General features: G+C 34.0%; 11 protein-coding genes. 2 read left to right on the top strand and 9 right to left on the bottom strand.

Annotated features, from left to right (window positions below; all coding sequences use genetic code 11):
- The 7 genes from GQ40_RS03440 to mnmE form a co-directional block, all read right to left on the bottom strand.
- Positions 1–1,656 (bottom strand): family 16 glycosylhydrolase, encoded by a 1,656-nt coding sequence (locus GQ40_RS03440; RefSeq protein ID WP_047545770.1) that lies wholly within the window; start codon positions 1,654–1,656, stop codon positions 1–3.
- A 49-nt stretch (positions 1,657–1,705) separates the two neighbouring features.
- Positions 1,706–3,694 carry a carbohydrate binding domain-containing protein gene (locus GQ40_RS17795; protein ID WP_052184134.1) on the bottom strand — a complete coding sequence of 663 codons (1,989 nt, stop codon included), beginning with the start codon at positions 3,692–3,694 and terminating at the stop codon, positions 1,706–1,708.
- 20 nt (positions 3,695–3,714) lie between these two features.
- The gene (locus tag GQ40_RS03425; RefSeq protein WP_047545768.1) at positions 3,715–5,205 is read right to left on the bottom strand and encodes a RagB/SusD family nutrient uptake outer membrane protein; all 1,491 of its coding nucleotides are present in this window, start codon (positions 5,203–5,205) and stop codon (positions 3,715–3,717) included.
- A gap of 12 nt (positions 5,206–5,217) precedes the next feature.
- On the bottom strand, positions 5,218–8,262 hold the full coding sequence (locus GQ40_RS03420) for a SusC/RagA family TonB-linked outer membrane protein (RefSeq protein ID WP_047545767.1): 3,045 nt from the start codon (positions 8,260–8,262) through the stop codon (positions 5,218–5,220).
- Positions 8,263–8,497: 235 nt separating this feature from the next.
- Positions 8,498–11,311, bottom strand: a complete 2,814-nt coding sequence (locus GQ40_RS03415) for a triple tyrosine motif-containing protein (RefSeq protein ID WP_047545765.1) — start codon at positions 11,309–11,311, stop codon at positions 8,498–8,500.
- Between the two features lie 83 nt (positions 11,312–11,394).
- Positions 11,395–12,279: an alpha/beta hydrolase gene (locus GQ40_RS03410; RefSeq protein ID WP_047545762.1), complete on the bottom strand. Its 885-nt coding sequence runs from the start codon at positions 12,277–12,279 to the stop codon at positions 11,395–11,397.
- A gap of 1 nt (position 12,280) precedes the next feature.
- Positions 12,281–13,672, bottom strand: coding sequence for a tRNA uridine-5-carboxymethylaminomethyl(34) synthesis GTPase MnmE (gene mnmE / locus GQ40_RS03405; protein WP_047545760.1), 1,392 nt, complete (start codon positions 13,670–13,672; stop codon positions 12,281–12,283).
- A gap of 105 nt (positions 13,673–13,777) precedes the next feature.
- On the opposite strand from mnmE, the gene GQ40_RS03400 reads away from it, so the two are divergent.
- Positions 13,778–14,929 (top strand): TlpA disulfide reductase family protein, encoded by a 1,152-nt coding sequence (locus tag GQ40_RS03400; protein WP_047545759.1) that lies wholly within the window; start codon positions 13,778–13,780, stop codon positions 14,927–14,929.
- Positions 14,930–14,984: 55 nt separating this feature from the next.
- On the opposite strand, the gene GQ40_RS03395 is transcribed toward GQ40_RS03400, so the two are convergent.
- Positions 14,985–15,620, bottom strand: coding sequence for a rhomboid family intramembrane serine protease (locus GQ40_RS03395; RefSeq protein WP_047545757.1), 636 nt, complete (start codon positions 15,618–15,620; stop codon positions 14,985–14,987).
- Positions 15,621–15,673: 53 nt separating this feature from the next.
- Here GQ40_RS03395 and GQ40_RS03390 point away from each other — a divergent pair, with 53 nt between their 5' ends.
- On the top strand, positions 15,674–16,576 hold the full coding sequence (locus GQ40_RS03390) for a lysophospholipid acyltransferase family protein (protein ID WP_047545755.1): 903 nt from the start codon (positions 15,674–15,676) through the stop codon (positions 16,574–16,576).
- On the opposite strand, the gene GQ40_RS03385 is transcribed toward GQ40_RS03390, so the two are convergent.
- A complete protein-coding gene (locus GQ40_RS03385) occupies positions 16,566–18,071 on the bottom strand; it encodes an aminotransferase class V-fold PLP-dependent enzyme (protein WP_047545753.1) in 1,506 nt (501 codons plus the stop codon). The genes GQ40_RS03390 and GQ40_RS03385 overlap by 11 nt on opposite strands.
- Positions 18,072–18,090: the final 19 nt, after the last annotated feature.

Below are 18,090 nucleotides of genomic sequence, written 5' to 3'. Positions count from 1 at the left end.
TTATTTGTATACTCTTACATAATCAATTTCCATAGAATCTTGAGTAAATCCGGGATCTACAGTTCCTCCTAATGTGCCACCCATTGCTACATTCATTATCAAGAAAAAGTCGCTTTCAAAAGGTAAATCTGGTGAGTTTACGATTGTATGAAACACATTGTCATCGACTAAAAATGTAATCGTGTCTGGAGTCCACTCCATTGTGTAGTTATGAAATTCTGTAGTTGATGTTGTCAATACCGTACTTGCTGAATCACCAGCTCCTGGAGAAACCGCAGGGTGATGAACAGTTGCAAGAACCGTATTTTTATCTTGTCCTTTTTGCTCCATGATATCCATTTCACCACAACCTGGCCATGTATTAGTTTCGTAATCTGCACCAAGAGACCAAATTGCTGGCCAAGTACCTGTTGCTGCTGGTAATTTTGCTCTTACTTCTACTCTTCCGTAGGTAAACTCATATAGATTTTCAGACTTTAGTCGTGCAGAAGTATATCCGCTACCATCAGCCTTAGCTGTTATTTTTAAGAAACCGTCTTCAACGATTACATTTTCAGCATTATTTGTATAGGTTTGAAGCTCTGAGTTTCCCCAACCGCCTGCACCGAGGTCATATGTCCAATTTTCAGAATTTGGCGCTCCATTAATATCAAATTCATCAGACCAATCCAAATCATTATAAATTGAATTGAACTCTTCGGAAGGTAAAGTCGTTGTAAATTTATGGTACCAATATAATCCTGGATCATTACCATCTATAGTTCTCACATAAAGTGAACTGTTGGTTACTTCAATAATTTCATAGGTAGAAGAAGATACGTAGTAACCCATAAATTTTCCACCAGAAAAATTCATACTTGTTCCCCTTCCATTGAAATCTGGATCTGGAACTACCGACCAATCAAAAGCTGTTGGCGATAAGGATACTACACTTGTTCCTGAAGTATCAAAATCAAAACATGCATCTTCACCAGCATTCTCGCCAATTACACCTTGATGACCTGCGTTAAAAAATGTTTGTCCGTTATTATCCAGCTCAAATGTTAATTGCTCACTAGCATCAAGACTAAAAGTAAACACATCATCACATAAACAATCTGAAATTGGATCACCACATTTCTCAAAAGGTTGAGCAGCATAAAATGATGGAAACCAAAAAGAATCAGGAGCACTAGCCATTGTACCTCCAACTCCTAAGTGTCCTTGTACAGATGCATCTAGATACCATGTTTTTGATGAACCAATACCTCCAGATAATAATTCTTTAGCTTCTAAATCATCGAAAGAACTGAATACTTCAACATCAATTGTTTGCGTTGTTGCAATGCCTCCAGATCCAATAGCGCTTACGACTACTGTGTAAGTATTTAGACCTACGATACTATAACGGTGCGTATCAATACCAGAAGGCACTACTGCTTCTAAACCATCTCCAAATTGGAAATTGTAGCTTAAAGCATTATCTGCAGATGCAGTTAATTTTACTAATCCGCTACCATCACCATTTGGATTATCTGCATCAACTCCAAGAACTTCAGCAGTTATAGTTAAGTTTGATGGAGCAGTGATGTCTCCAATTTGAACATCATCATCCTGACAACCTACAAAAAATGCAAGTGTAAAGATTAGAGTGGTTATTTTTATTATATTTTTCATATCAATTTTTTTTTATTGTTTAAAGTGATTTTATAGAGTTACTTTTTCTCTAATTTATTGTTAGTACGACATTATCTATATTGACCATTCCAATTTCTGCTCCTAAATCAAACAAAACTCGAGCATCGGGCGCTCCAAATCCTCCAGCAGTTAATGTAAGTGTAAAATTAGTTACTGTTGGAGTTATATTTACAGTCTCGCTATTATTAGAAAAATCCCCTCCACTAAGTCCAATACCTGCTATAATAGATCTATTTACATCAGACCATGCGTCAAACGTCAATGTGTAAGTTTCGTCCTGTATGATTTCAAGTTTTTGACTAACGTTGACATCAAACGGTTGGCCAGCAGCAGTTACATCGACAGAGTAATAAGTATTACTACCAACTGTTACTACAGGTGCTGGACTTGAATCATCTACTCCAATGATCCATGAATCACTTCCGTTTTCAAAATCCCCATTTGTCAATAAGTTATTTGTAGCAATATTTAGAGATACATTATCAATATTAACCATTCCAATTTCAGCTCCTAAATCAAATAATACTCGGGCATCTAGAGCCCCAAATCCTGCTGCAGTTAAAGTAAGAGTATAATTTGTTACTGTGCTGTTTATATTCACAGTTTCACTCGTATTTGAAAAATCACCTCCACTAAGACCAATACCTGCTATAATTGATCTATTTACATCAGACCAAGCATCAAAAGACAATGTATAGGTCAATCCTTGAACAATTTCAAGTTTTTGACTTACGTTGACGTCAAAAGGCTGACCTGCTGCGGTTACATCGACAGAATAATATGTGTTTCCTGCATTTGTAACCACTGGAGCAGAACTTGAGTCATCTACTCCAATTATCCAAGAATCACTCCCGTTTTCAAAATCCCCATTTGTTAGCAAACCATCATCAAATCCAGGTCCCGTGGTAGATGCTCTGTAGAAATAAAAATTATCAATAAAAACTGTTTCAGAAAGACCATTAGAATCTATGAGTAGTTGGGTAATTATATTTGTATTTGATAAATCACCGCTTTCAAAACCAGACATATCCAAATCAATACTTTGCCAAGAACCTGAAATTGTTTCACCTAAAGATTGCTCTGCTTCTCCTCCATCTACAGTATTTACAATTTTAACTAATAGTTCATTAGTTTCACCAGAAGGAACCCAATAATCAATATGCATTGTCTCCATATTGGAAAGGTCTATTCCCGTATCATAATTTGTTACGATACCTAAAAAATCCAAGTTTGATAATTGCCAAACATTATTACCCGCAACTGTCGCAGTATTAAATATTGTTGATGACCATGTTGTAGGTAATTCATTTAAAGTAACATCTGTATAGGCATCACTAAATATTGAAACTACATCTGAAGCATCTCTTGAGGGAGGTGAAGGCGCAGCCATTAGGGGAGCCAATATTTCCGTTACCAGAAATTCCTCTGTATAAGTTAAGGTTTCAATGGCTGCACTAAATGCTGTAACTGTGATTGTATAAGTTCCAGGCTCATCATATATAAAAGATACTGTTTCATCAATATTTCCCATTACTGGAGTTGAACCCGCTTGTCCGAAATCAACCTCATAGGATAAGGCAAAATCTGCTGAAGCCATTACATTGACCTTTTTTGAAATTGCAATATCATTTTCAATAGTTACTTCCAAATTTTCTGGAGCTTGAAATGAAACCACTATTGACTGAGTTGCAGTAGTAGATAAACCATTTAAACCGTTAGCTATTATAGAAACATCATAAGATCCTTCTTCGTAAACATGGGTTACACTATTTCCTGGTTGGATTGAACTAGAATTGTCAGATCCATCACCAAAACCAATAACATAGTTAGTAACACCTTCACCTAGAGGTGTTATGGTCACCAAACCTGTGTTGTCTTGAGTTACGACTACATTTGCAGAGATATTTATTGGAGCCTCAATGCTATCAACAAAATCTGTGTTGTCATCATCTTGTGAGCAGCTATAGACTGCTAATGCCACAAGACAAATACTTAATACATACTTTACTATTTTCATATTTCTCAATTTTTATTTTTTTAGTATCCTGGGTTTTGTTGCCAGTTTCCGTTTGAAAATTGAATCTCTTCAAAAGGTACTGGGAACAATTCATTTTTGTTTGCTGAAAATCCATCAATTTGATTTCCTCGACCTGTTCTTACAAGATCAAAGAACTGATGTCCTTCACCAAGAAGCTCTACTCGTCTTTCATCATAAATAGCATCCGTTAATGCATTACCTGATGACGTTACATCATCTAAAGTTGCTCTTGTACGAACTCTATTTAAATATAACCTTGCTTTATCATCACTTATAGAACCTCTATTAAAAGCTTCAGCAGCCATTAATAAAACATCTGCGAAACGTATTGCTCTATAATTATTTGGGTTTGTAAGATTTACATCACCTGCAACATTAACACTTCTTTTTCTAGGTAAATATTTTCTATTGAAATATCCTGTATGTTCATAACCTATACCATAAAGCACTCCTAATTCGCCATCGTTATTTACCCAACTTGGGTTGTTAGCAACAAAAGCTTCAATATCAAGAATAGCTACCTCTTTTCGTACATCATTTTCTTCAAACTCATCAACTGCATCTTGTGTAGGAACATTGAAACTAAATCCAGGACTAAACTTTGGCCCATCAAAATTCCTTACACCACTAAAACCAACTGCTACATTACCCTCACTACATTGTAAACAATCAAAACTAGCACCTTCTACGTCTGTATATTGAACTTCAAAAACAGATTCAATTCCATTTTCTCCTGCGCTTTCAAATATGGTATCATAATCTGTTACTAAATCATATGGTCCATTTTGTATTAAATTTTCTAAAACTATTGCAGCATCAGAGAATTTTTCTTGATACAAGTATGCTTTTCCAAGTAATGCTTCCGCAGAACCCTTTGTCGCTCTTCCAATTTGGGGAGCTGTGTAGCTTAGTGTATTCGAAGCATAAATTAAGTCGCTTTCAATTAGGGCGTACACATCTTCTACAGGACTTCTTGGTATTATAGTTTCATCTTCAAGTTGAAATCTTGTTTCTTTTAAAGGAACTGGACCAAACCATTTTACCAATTCAAAATAATAGTAAGCTCTTAAAAAACGTGCTTCTGCAATGATGATTTCCTTACCTTCAAAATCTGTTTTATCCTGAAATTCTAAAATATAATTTGCCCTGTTAACTCCAGCAAACATCCAGTTCCATATGTCTTTCAAGTTGCTGTTAACTGGTGTATGGATCATATCATCTACTTGTTGCCATCCAATAACATCTGTAGCACTTTCACCGCCACATAATGTATTATTTGAGGCAATCTCACCCAAAATTACATTTGCATATGTTGACTGCAATAAATCATAGGCACCAATTAATGCGTTGTAGTATTCTTCTTCAGAATTGAAATAACTTTCTGAATCTATTGAGTAAGGGATTGGTCTTTCTATAAAGTCATCTGTACAACCAGAGACTGCAAATAAAATGGTAAAGACCGCTATTATGTTCGTTAATTTATTTTTCATCTTAATCATTAATTAAAAGTTAAGGTTTAAACCTACTAGATATGTTCTTGGGATTGGATAGAATCCTGAATCGATTCCTCCTCCAATTGGAGCTCCATTGGAAGCACCTGGATCAAAACCTTTATATTTTGTAAATGTATATAGGTTATTTACACCGCCATAAACGCGAACTTTAGAGATACTAAATTTCTCGGTAAATGTTATAGGTAATGTGTAACCTAATTGGATATTTTGAATTCTTAAATAGGAAGCATCTTCCACAAAATAGTCTGAAAACACATTATTTGTTGTGGCTGCTGTTGTGACTCTTGGCACTGTATTACTAGTTCCCTCACCTGTCCAGCGACCCAGTACATAATTAAGTCTGTTCACATCTGTCAATGTACGTTCGTAATTACGAACCATGTCATTACCTATTGACGCAAAAGTGTAAGCTATAAAATCAAACCCCTTGTAATTAAAGGTTAGATTAAGTCCCATTGTTATATCTGGGATTGGATCTCCAATATTTGTTCTATCATTTGCATCAATATTACCATCACCATTGACATCAACAAAGCGAATATCTCCGGGTGCAGCACCTACCCCTAAGTCAGATTGTGATGGGTGTGCATCAATCTCAGCTTGATTCTGAAAAATACCGTCGGTTTGTAATCCGTAAAAATATCCTAAAGGATTACCAACATCCATTCTAGATGGCGCTAATTGACCAACGCCAAAACCTCCACCATCTAAGAAGCCTGTACTGTTATTTACTTCAAGAACTTCATTTTTGAGCGTTGTGAAATTATAATTAATTCCGAAGTTAAAATCATCAGAGAAATTATCTCTATAACCAATCGCAAATTCAAAACCTTTGTTTTCAACTTTACCCGCATTAACTGTTGGCGAGCCACTACCTGGAGCAAATACTCCTGTTATACCAGATACCGGAATGTTTTGAATTAATAAATTATCTCTAACATTAATAAAATAATCTGCAGTGATATCTACTCTATTATTAAAAAACTTCATGTCCAAACCAACGTCAAACTTCTTAGCCTCTTCCCATTGTAAATCTTGATTTGGTAATACACCAATTGCTTCACCTTGAACTAAAGCGTTGTCTAGAATATAAGTAGCTTCTCCACTTAATAAACTAACATAACCGTTGTTTCCAATTTGGTCATTACCCAAGATACCATAACTTGCTCTAAGCTTTAAAAAATTTAGTGAATTTACGTTTTCAAAAAAACCTTCATCAGACACAATCCAACCAGCAGTAACAGATGGAAAATAACCTACTCTATTATCTGGCCCAAAACGTGTTGACAAATCTCTTCTAATCATACCAGATAAAAAATATTTACCTTTGTAATCATATTGTGCGCGAGCAAAAAACGATAAACGTCTTTCATCATAAGCATAAGAGCCTACGTCACGTGCTTCACTCGTACCCTCAGCTAAAGCTATGTCCGCAAATTCCCAAGAATTGTTTGGCACATCAAAACCTGTTGCAAATAAGCCATTACCGAATTGCTTATAAATTGTTGTTCCAACAGTAATTTCAACATTGTGCGTATCCGCAAAAAGATTTTTATAACTTCCAAAGATATCTAAAGAGTAATCATTATCATTTATTGAGTTTTGATTTACACTACTTCTTGGCACATCAAATACTTTTCCTCCATAATCTATTTGTTTGTTAAACGTCTTACCCTCACTATTAGATGTATTAAAACCTAAACGTGAAGTTATTGTCACATTATCAACAATATCATACTCCACACCTACAGTTCCATTAATCTTCCTTAAATCATAATCATTAAATGTATTTTGAATTTGGGCAATTGGGTTAATAATTTCAATCCCTAAACCTGTTGTATTAGGAACTAAGGTTGGTTGACCATTAGCATCAAACGCACTTAATGTTGAAGGTGTGTTCAATGCGTTAAACAATACAGAACCCAAACCAAAGTCATTAATGTTATCTCTATCTATATATGTGTAAATCGCATTTGCATTTACTCTTATTTTATCTGAAATATCTGCACCCAATGATAATCTAGCTGTATTTCTTCGGAAATCTGATTTCTTTGGAGCGATAATACCTTGCTGGTATAAATGGGAACCACTAATCGCATAAGTAATTTTCTCTGAACCTCCAGAAACATTAAAATCATGACTTATAATTGGTACATTCTCATTAAAGACTTCTTCCTGCCAATCTGTACCAACCCCTAAACCTGTCACGTTAGGAAATGGTAAATTTTGACCACCAGCAGCATAACTCTCATTTAATAAAACTGCATATTCTGTTGCGTTAAGTAATGGTAATTTTCTTGAAGTTTCCTGAAATCCAGTATAAGTATTGTAAGACACTTTTGTTTTAGCACCCTTCTTACCGCTTTTGGTGGTAATCAAAACAACACCATTTGCACCAATAGTTCCATAAATAGCTGCTTGCGCATCTTTTAGAACCGTAATGGTCTCAATATCATTAGGATTTAGTACTCCTAAATCACCTACATAACCATCAATAATTACGGTTGGACCAGCAGCACCATTTGTACCTATACCTCTAATTCTAATATCGAGTCCAGCTCCAGGAGCACCAGATTGTGTTGTTACATTTACACCAGAAACAGTACCCTGAAGTGCTTGTTCTACTTTAATAGGCTTGATTTCATCTAAAGTTTTTGAATCTACTATAGAAACCGATCCTGTTACGTCACGTTTTTTCTGTGTACCATAACCAATAACCACAACCTCATCAAGAGACTCTGTATCTTCAACAAGAATCACTGTTAAATCTTCACCATCTTTAACCACTACCTCTTGATTTTGATAGCCTATGTATGTGAAAACCAAAATTGAATTGACTTCAACATTTTTGAGCTCGAAATTTCCATCAAAATCTGTGTAAGTACCATTTGCTGTATTTTTGACCAATACATTCACTCCAGGCAAAGGTTGCCCAAATGCTTGGTCTGTGACCGTTCCTTTTACATTTACTTGTTGCCCAAAAGCAAAAGCTGTAAATACTAAAAATAATAAGGATAAAAGTTTTGTTGTCATATTATAGAGTTGTTATATGCCAAATTTAATATAGTTTATTAGCAATTCAATAAAAAAGACCAATACAAAAAACATACATCGCAATAAAATACACTAAATTTTACAGAATTAACAAATATTCTAACAATAACAACAGATACAGCGAATGTTAAATTTAGGATCTACAACGTTGTAGTAGTTATATAAACTAGATTGTAGTGGTAATGTAGCGTTTAAAAATAGACTTGTATAGGTTCTAGATTTCTAAAATATAATTTGTTAAGCTATCCTCGTGTGATAGTTCCATTTTTTTTCTTAGCCTATATCTCTTTACTTCTACACTTTTTGGAGAGATATTTAACAATGGTGCAATTTCCTTTGATGTGAGGTTAAGTCTTAAATATGCACACAGTTTTAAATCGTTTGGTGTAAGTGATGGGTGTTTTGATTTTACTTTTTTTAAGAAATCTTTATCTGCATTGTTAAAGGCCTCTTCAAAAAATTTCCAATCGTCAGTATTATTAAGATTTTTGTCAATTACTTTAATGACAGAGTTAAGTCCTTTAGATGATTCCGCATTTTTTAAATCTTCCTTAATATTGCTCAAAAACTCATTCTTTTTAATCAAGCTCATTGTAGAGATCGCAAGTTCCCGATTTTTATGGTCTATATCCTGTCTTAGTTTTTCATTTCTAACAGTCATTAGCTCTTTAGAATTTTCAAGCTCCTTTAGCTCTAACTCCCTTTTTGTTTTTTCAATTACTTTTTGCTGTTGACTACGATAGTATCTTCGATAATAGTAATGAATAGCAAATAAGAGCAATATCGTTATTAGGATGTATAAACCAATTGCAAGGTTTGAAAGAAGCAATGGTCTTTTAATGGTAAATGAATATGATGCTATATTTTTTGTTAAGACATTGCCCGCCTTCCCCCTTACATTAAATGTATATGTGCCAAATGGTAAGTTTTGAAATGTATGTGACGACTCTTCTGTCCAATTTGACCAATTATCAGACAATCCTAAGAGCTGATACTGATATTTATTTTCGATTATTTCTCCATAATTAACAAAGCTATATGCAAAGCTTATATTGTTTTCTCGATTGCTAAATGTTGCTTTTAGAGTAGGATCTAATTTTTGTTTAGGCTGATCAATTTCATTAACCTCCAACCTATTTATAGAAACTGAAAAATTTTTATTTGGTATCGCAATATTTTCGTTAATTAAAAGAAAGCCATTAGACCTTCCTACAAGATATTCACTATCACTTATTTTTGTAACGTTCTCAAATCCTGTAACAACATCTCTTATAATACTAGATACTGGATAAATTGTGGTATTTGGTTTATCACTAATAGCGCCAGATGATATTAACATGATATTATCATCTACAAATCTCCAAAACATTTCTTTATCACCATTCAATTTCATCATTGTTGAAAGGTCATTATAGGGAGTAAATAGACTTGTAAATGCACTATCTAATTTAAATTCCCGATTTTGGTTTTGCTTAAAGACCCCTTCAGAAGAGGTATAAATGATATTATCATTGTAATTGAACACATTAGAACCAACACCATAATTAATGTGATCGATTCGATTTGTAATCTTTACATTACGATAATCATCACCTACTTCTAATTCATAAAGCCCTTTCAATTCATGGTTCACATAAATTCGATCATTTGAAAATGTAAAAAATCTGCTAGAGATATCTATACCATCAATCTTATTTCTAAAAGTCCAATTACCATTAGAATTTTCCAAAATATTTAAACCATTAAAATTACCTTGTAAAACCAAATTTGGTTTATTGGGTACTCTCTTAAACCCCCAACTTCCTATAGCATCAGTAATAATATTGATAATCATATTATCATCTATAATCATTGTTCCCTTATTATGACCACAAAATATCTTACCATCTATTGCCTCCAATGACCATACTTGACCATTTGTTCCCTCTACATACTGAAATTCTTCACTGTTATTTTTTCTTTTATAAAACAGACCTTGGTTTGTACCCAAATACAAAAAACCCTTAAATGCCAGAGACGTATAAACAGTACCCAGTTTACCACTGTCATCTTTAAAAATACGATATGGGGACGTTATATTTATAAAGCTTATACCATTATCCAACCCTAACCAGATATCTTGATCTAAATCTTGAAAAACTGAAAGAACAGTATTATTAATCAATCCGTTATTTTGATTTATAGTATAACTTATTTCTCCTTCGGAAGTCATAAAAATCAATCCGTGTGAGATTGTTCCAAACACAAAAGAACCATCATTCAGCATCAAACTACTAAAAACGCTAGTCTCTAATAGGACATCATTTGCAGGAATCTCCCATTGTTTTAGCCCTTTTGTTTCCAGAACGAAAAAACCATTATCCTCAGTCTGTATCAATAGTTTATCCTTAAGCCTAGAAACATTAACAATAGAATTTGTTCTCAAAATTGAATCATCTGAGACTAAAACTGATTTTCCGTTAATAATCTTAAAAAGGCCAACACCTTTCTTTTGAAAGTAAACTGTCTCATCTTCAACAGTCATTTTGGTAAGTTCTGTTTCAGAATCAATTGTATTTACAGATAAATCTATAACGTTTACTATATAAATTCTATTTAAAGATTGAAACAAAACCCAATCATCAAGTGCAATGATATTCCAGAATTGCTCGTCTTCAATAAGATCAACATTAAGTTTTTGGGATAGTGATGTGTATTCTAAGATGCCCAAATTATCGCGTTCCCAATAGCCAAATTCCATGTAACATCCCGTATAAATACGGTTTCCAATAACCTCTACAGACCTTAATACGGTTTGGTTTGGTGATTGATATAATTGCCATTTTGCACCATTGTACTCTAATAACCCAGCATTGTTGGCTATATATATGTACTTATCATCTGCTTGCGAAATAGACCAGTTCTGGTTTTGCGCATTATAATTTTCCGTAGTAAAATTTTGAATAGGTGGTAATTCTTGTCCAACAGTTTGAAGACTGCATAAAACGGATAGATATATAAAAAACAGTTTTGTAATTTTATTTTGCATAATGTCCTAAAAGGGATATTTGTACAAAATAGTACTAAATTTAAAGATATCAAAACCTTAAAAACTCTGATGCCATCATAACATTATTTTTTAAACTCTAAACGTTTGGTTTGAATTACCTTAGAATCTAAAATAGTGCTCTTTAGAAAACTCAATATATTATTAATTTCCTTAAAGTTTATTGACGAAACTTCATGTTGACCGCCTTCTACCCTAAACAAATAATAGGATATATTAAGCGTTTCTAACCTTGTAAATATCACACCAGATCCATTAAGAATGAGATATCCTTTATCTTCTGGCTTGCATTTATGGTGAACATCCTTAGAGTATGGTACAGTATTATCATTTGTGCCATGAAACATTACGGTTGGTACTGCGTTTTCTTTAGTAATGTAATTTTCATCGACCATTGCACCAGCAAAAGACATGACGCCAGCATAATGAATAGAATCGTAAAGTGTTGTATCTTCAATAAAATAATCTTTCATATAAACTGCGCTCAAAACAGCTTCTGCTCCCGCACTGCTTCCTCCTGCAATAATTTTTTTTGTATCGATATGTAATGAATCGCTGTAGGTTATAAGGAAATTTGTTGCATCCAAAAAATCTTCAGCAGCTTTGGCAAAAGTGAATAATTTTTCTTCTTTTGAACATTTGCAACCAAAACCTGTTCGAGCACCTTTCCGTAGTAATCTATAGGATATTGAAACACCAATAAAACCATTATCTGACACAAATTTCATAAGCTTTTTCTCATCTGCTCCTTCTCGGCTTCCTCCAGAGAATCCACCACCATGCATCCAAACTACAACTGGCAGTTTTATACTATCTGCAATTTTTTGTGGCGTGTAAACATCTAATTTTAAGGAATCTCGATTTTTTACTGAGTAAACATGAGTTGTTATGTTTTGTGCTGAAGCAATAACAGAGAAACATATTATGAGTAGTAGTATTCTATATCTCATATTACTTCCCGATACAAAAATTAGCAAAAATATTACCCAACAGATCGTCATTTGTAATCTCTCCTGTAATTTCTCCAAAATGGAATAATGCCTGGCGAATATCAATAGCCAATAAATCTCCAGATAACCCTGTTTCTAATCCAGTTTTAACTTTTTGAACTTCCTCAAAAGCTTTTAAAAGAGCATCATAATGACGCGAATTGGTCACGATTGTTTCATTATTGCGTAATGCACCAGTATTAATTAATTCTAATAAAGAATTGGTTAGTTGCTCAACGCCAAAACCTGTTTTAGCCGACAGTAATTGAATATTTGAAATCTCTTTTTGCATTTCTGAAATTTGAACATCATCAACCTTGTCTATTTTATTAGACAGTACGATCAAAGGTTTTTGTGGATATTTATTCTTGATTTTTTCAAGCTCAACCTTAAATCTAGAACTTTGACTTTCAAACTGCGTAGCATCAAAAAGGTAGATTACCACTTGGGCTTGTTCTATTTTTTCAAAGGTTTTTTTAATACCTATTGATTCTACAATATCTTTGGTTTCTCGTATTCCTGCGGTATCAATGAACCTAAATCCAATACCTCCAATAGAAATTTCATCTTCAATGGTATCTCTTGTAGTTCCAGCAATTTCAGATACTATAGCGCGCTCTTCATTTAAAAGGGCATTGAGCAATGTGGATTTACCAACATTTGGTTCACCAACGATGGCTACGGGAATTCCGTTTTTTATAACATTGCCAACCGCAAAGGAATCTATCAATCGTTTTAGAACAAACGTGATCCTGTCTATAAGATCTTTAAACTGTGAACGATCTGCAAATTCTACATCTTCTTCTGCAAAGTCGAGCTCTAATTCAATTAAAGAGGCAAAGTTTAATAGCTCTTCTCTTAATTTAGCGATTTCAGAAGAAAATCCGCCACGCATTTGCTGCATCGCAACTTGATGTGAGGCTTCATTATCGCTGGCAATCAAATCTGCAACAGCTTCTGCTTGTGACAAATCTAATTTTCCGTTTAGAAATGCCCTTAATGTAAATTCTCCCGCATTGGCCATTCGGCAACCTTTCCGAAGAAATAATTGTATGATTTCCTGCTGAATATATAAACTACCATGGCATGAAATTTCTACAACATTTTCGCCCGTGTACGAATTTGGATTTTTAAATACGGACACCAAAACTTCGTCAATAACTCGTTTTTCATCTACAATATGCCCAAGATGAACTGTATGTGTAGATTGTTTTAATAACGATTTATTGCTTACTACAGATTTAAAATGGTCATCAACAATTGAAATTGCCTCACTTCCTGAAAGTCTAATCACAGCGATAGCTCCGCTTCCAGAAGCAGTAGCAAGAGCAATAATTGTATCTTGATATATCATCCACTAATTTTTTACAAAAGTATTGCAATTTTAGATGTAATTATGAAAACAAGGTTGATTTTCTCCCAACTAACTTATTATATTTGCACTACAAAATTTATAATTATGAGAAAATTACTTTCAATTTTAACATTGTGTTTATTGATTATAGGCTGTAAAACGGAAGAAAAGAAAATGCCTCTTGATGGCTATAGAATTACTGGAGAAGCTCCCGGAGTTTACAATGGTATTAGAGTGTATTTACAAACGTCTGACGAGCGTAACAGAAAAATAAACCAGGACACTGCAATTATAATGAACGAGAAATTTGTTTTTGAGGGCAAAGTAGATAATCCGCAAATATGGTATCTTTCGGTAAATAGCATAAATGGTAGTATGCCTTTTATAATCGAAAATGATGCTTATGATGTAACTCTAGATAAAGATAAAATCGATAAAACCGTCATAAAAGGAACTGAAGCTAATGATGCTTTCAACGCTTATTTTGAAGATATGAGAGAGCTTGGGAACAGGCGTAATAAAATTATGGGCCAGTTAAGAACTTCCCAAGATGCTAGCACATTAGAGAACTTAAACAATGATATGCTAGGTATAGCAACAGATCAATCAAATATACTATATAAATACATCGAAAAAAACAAAGGCAATGTGGCTTCTCTAATATTTATAGGTAATGAACTAAATTCTAAAGATTCTGACGTTGATAAACTAGAGACCTCTTTAAACAGCTTAGATGAAGATGTAAAAAACTCAACCTTAGGCAAACAAATTGCCATAAAAATAGATCAAACTAAAAAAATAAGAGCTGCTGAAGGCGCTACTGAAATAGGTAGCATGGCTCCTCAATTTTCTGCTCCAACTCCAGACGGAAAACAATTATCGCTTAAAGATGCACTTGGCAAAGTAACTATAATCGATTTTTGGGCAGCATGGTGTGGACCTTGTAGAAGAGAAAATCCTAACGTAGTTAAAGTATATGAGAAATATCATGACAAAGGGCTGGAAATCATTGGAGTGTCACTGGATGGTACTGGTAGGCAAAAAGACCCTAAAGAAGCTTGGGTACAGGCTATAGAAAAAGATAATCTTACCTGGAGTCACGTTTCAAACCTGAGCTATTTTAACGATCCAGTAGCAAGAGCCTATAATATTAAGTCAATTCCCGCAACATTTATTTTGGATGAAACCGGAAAAATTGTAGCGAAAAATTTAAGAGGCGCTGCTCTCGAAGCGAAAATTGCAGAGCTACTTAATTAAAATAAATTTTACTTAGAAAATGAGTCTTTAATATTTATTAAAGGCTTTTTTTGTTTCAAATTTTGCCCAATTTGTGCATCACAAACAGGACTATTATTGGAATTGCCAATAAACATACCATAAGTAAATCTGTTTCAAAAAGTGATGGCATCACAATGAGTGTAATGGCATATCCACCAACTGCACCTCCAAAATGTGCATCGTGACCAATATTGCCTATTCTATTTTTCATTCCGTAGATAGAATATAAGAGATAAGCGATACCAAAAACGAAACCTGGTATAAACCCATAAATCTTCATCATTGGATCTACTAAAATAGCAGCATACAATATTCCCATTACAGCACCACTGGCACCAACAGCACTATATTGATACTCGTTTTGGTGAAAATAATAAGACATCAAACTTCCTAAGATAAGGCTACCAACATAAATGATTAAAAAATTAAATTCTCCAACAAAATAGATCACACGATCTGCAAAAAAGTAGAGTGTTAACATATTAAATAGCAAATGCTGCATATCTGCATGTAAAAAACCAGAACTGAACACTCTAAACTGCTCACCTCTTTTTATGGCGCCAACATTGAATTTATAGCGTTCAAAAAAAATATAATCATTAAATCCCTTATAAGAGATCAATGCATTAGCTGCAATAATGATAATGGTAAATAAACTCAAACTACCCATAGATTATAAACGTTTTATTATATATATATTTGCGATTGCAAATCTAATCAATAATGCAATTTATAATATACATTTTAGTTTATCCTTTTTTATGGATGATTTCTATTCTTCCTTTTAGGCTACTTTATGCTTTTTCTGATTTTTTATACCTATGGATCTATCGTATTTTCGGGTATCGAAAGAGTGTTGTGAAATCTAATTTAAAATTGGTGTTTCCTGATAAAAGTGATAAAGAGATTACATCCATCACCAATAAGTTTTACCATCACTTGTGTGATATGATAGTTGAAGCTATCAAATCATTGACCATTTCAGAAAAGGAAATGAAAAAACGTTTCACATTTGCAAACGTTGAGGTTTTACAAAAACTAGAAAAAGAAGGTAAAAGTGTAGCACTAATGTGCGCTCATTATGGAAGTTGGGAGTGGATTTTCATCTTACAAAGCTACATCCACAACAAAGGCTATGCTGTTTATAAGCGGTTAGAAAACAAGTATTTTGACAGACTTATTAAAGGTATTAGAGCCAAATACAACAGTGAATTGATTACGACTAAAGAAACCATCCCAACATTAATTAGAGCAAAGGTCAAAAAGGAAACGTTTATCTGCGGATTTGTCTCAGACCAGTCTGCAAAACCATACAAAGCACTGCATTGGGGAGAATTTATGGGTTATAAAGTACCTATGCACACAGGTGCTGAAATGTTAGCAAAACGAATTGATTTAGCAGTTGTATTTTTTAGAGTGAAACGATTGAAAAGAGGCTTTTATGAAACCACCTTTGAAACAATTACTGAAAACCCTAAAGAATTTGAAAATTATGAGATTACAGATCAATTTTTCCGTTTAGTTGAAAAACAAATTTATGAGGCTCCAGAATTTTATTTATGGACGCACAAAAGGTGGAAACACAAAGATGATTCTCCAGAAAATTATGATGTAGTTAAAAAGTGAACCAAGATTCGATTTGACTGTTGTCTTGAGTATGGTTGACTAGTGATTCATGTATAAACTCGTTAGTTTTGGCATCATATTTATAGTCTTTCGCCCATTCTTCATGATTTTTCGCTAATGCTTTTAAGCCTTTAATAACTAATTCCAGCTCTTCATTTGTAGTTGTTGGATGTATTGACATACGTATCCAACCAGGCTTACGAACCAAATCTCCAATAGAAATCTCATTGGTTAATTCATTACTTGTTTGTTGATCTACGTGTAACAAAAAATGACCATATGTACCAGCACAACTACATCCACCTCGAGTTTGAATCCCAAAACGGTCATTCAATAACTTAACACCTAAATTATAATGCAGACCATCTACATAAAAAGAAATAACTCCTAAACGTTTTTGATGTTGTCCTGCAAGAATATGAAGATTCTCAACAGTTGACATGTCTTCAAAAATCTTACTTACCAATTCATGCTCGCGTTTTAGAATATTCTCTACTCCCATATCCTCTTTCAACTTTATGGCTAAAGCGGTTTTTATGGCTTGCAAGAATCCTGGAGTTCCTCCATCTTCCCTATCCTCAATATTATCTATGTATTTGTGTTCTCCCCAAGGATTTGTCCAGCTTACTGTTCCGCCACCAGGACAATCGGGAATCATATTTTTATATAATTTTTTATTGAAAATCAAAACACCAGATGTTCCAGGACCACCTAAAAATTTATGTGGTGAGAAGAAAACCGCATCTAACTTTTGAAGTTCGTTTTCTGGGTGCATATCAATATTAACATACGGTGCTGAGCAGGCAAAATCTACAAAGCAAACGCCTCCATGGTTATGCATCACTTCTGCAATGTCGTGATATGGTGTTTCAATACCTGTGACATTTGATCCTCCAATTACGGATGCTATTTTTAAGGTACAATCTTTGTGTTTCTCAAGTAAAATTTCTAGATTTTCTAAACTGAACAATCCTTCCTCGTCTGGTGGAATCACCTCTACTTTAGCTATAGTTTCTAACCACGATGTTTGATTAGAGTGATGCTCCATATGTGTGATAAAAACCACAGGACGAATCTCATCAGGAATTGTTGTGTATTTTTGAAGGTTCTCAGGCACTTTCAATCCTAAAATTCTCTGGAATTTATTTATAGCCTCTGTCATCCCACTACCACAAACGATTAGCACATCATCGTCATCACAATTGACATGGTTTTTGATAATATGTCTAGCTTCGTGATAGGCTTTGGTCATTGCGGTTCCAGACACCGTAGTTTCTGTATGGGTGTTGGCTACAAAAGGTCCAAACTCATTGCATAATTTGTCTTCGATTGGTCTGTACAATCTTCCAGATGCTGTCCAATCTGTATAAATGATTTTCTGATTTCCGTAGGGAGATTTGAATTCTTGTCCTATCCCAATAATGTGTTGCCTAAATTTGTTAAAATACAATTCTAGTTGCGATGGTTTAGGCGTTTTAACTTCCGTAGAAATCATAATGAAAAGCTTTTTGTAA

It is taken from the genome of Psychroserpens sp. Hel_I_66, assembly GCF_000799465.1.
In the GTDB taxonomy this organism is placed as follows: domain Bacteria; phylum Bacteroidota; class Bacteroidia; order Flavobacteriales; family Flavobacteriaceae; genus Psychroserpens.
Note: the sequence above shows the minus strand (reverse complement) of the source record. Positions and strands in the feature narration are given on the sequence as shown.

Bases quoted from the DNA above. Each gene is read 5' to 3' on its own strand.
- GQ40_RS03410 (WP_047545762.1), bottom strand. From the start codon at position 12,279: ATGAGATATAGAATACTACTACTCATAATATGTTTCTCTGTTATTGCT.
- GQ40_RS03385 (WP_047545753.1), bottom strand. From the start codon at position 18,071: ATGATTTCTACGGAAGTTAAAACGCCTAAACCATCGCAACTAGAATTG.
- GQ40_RS03390 (WP_047545755.1), top strand. From the start codon at position 15,674: ATGCAATTTATAATATACATTTTAGTTTATCCTTTTTTATGGATGATT.
- GQ40_RS03400 (WP_047545759.1), top strand. From the start codon at position 13,778: ATGAGAAAATTACTTTCAATTTTAACATTGTGTTTATTGATTATAGGC.
- mnmE (WP_047545760.1), bottom strand. From the start codon at position 13,672: ATGATATATCAAGATACAATTATTGCTCTTGCTACTGCTTCTGGAAGC.
- GQ40_RS03415 (WP_047545765.1), bottom strand. From the start codon at position 11,311: ATGCAAAATAAAATTACAAAACTGTTTTTTATATATCTATCCGTTTTA.
- GQ40_RS03440 (WP_047545770.1), bottom strand. From the start codon at position 1,656: ATGAAAAATATAATAAAAATAACCACTCTAATCTTTACACTTGCATTT.
- GQ40_RS03395 (WP_047545757.1), bottom strand. From the start codon at position 15,620: ATGGGTAGTTTGAGTTTATTTACCATTATCATTATTGCAGCTAATGCA.
- GQ40_RS03425 (WP_047545768.1), bottom strand. From the start codon at position 5,205: ATGAAAAATAAATTAACGAACATAATAGCGGTCTTTACCATTTTATTT.
- GQ40_RS03420 (WP_047545767.1), bottom strand. From the start codon at position 8,262: ATGACAACAAAACTTTTATCCTTATTATTTTTAGTATTTACAGCTTTT.
- GQ40_RS17795 (WP_052184134.1), bottom strand. From the start codon at position 3,694: ATGAAAATAGTAAAGTATGTATTAAGTATTTGTCTTGTGGCATTAGCA.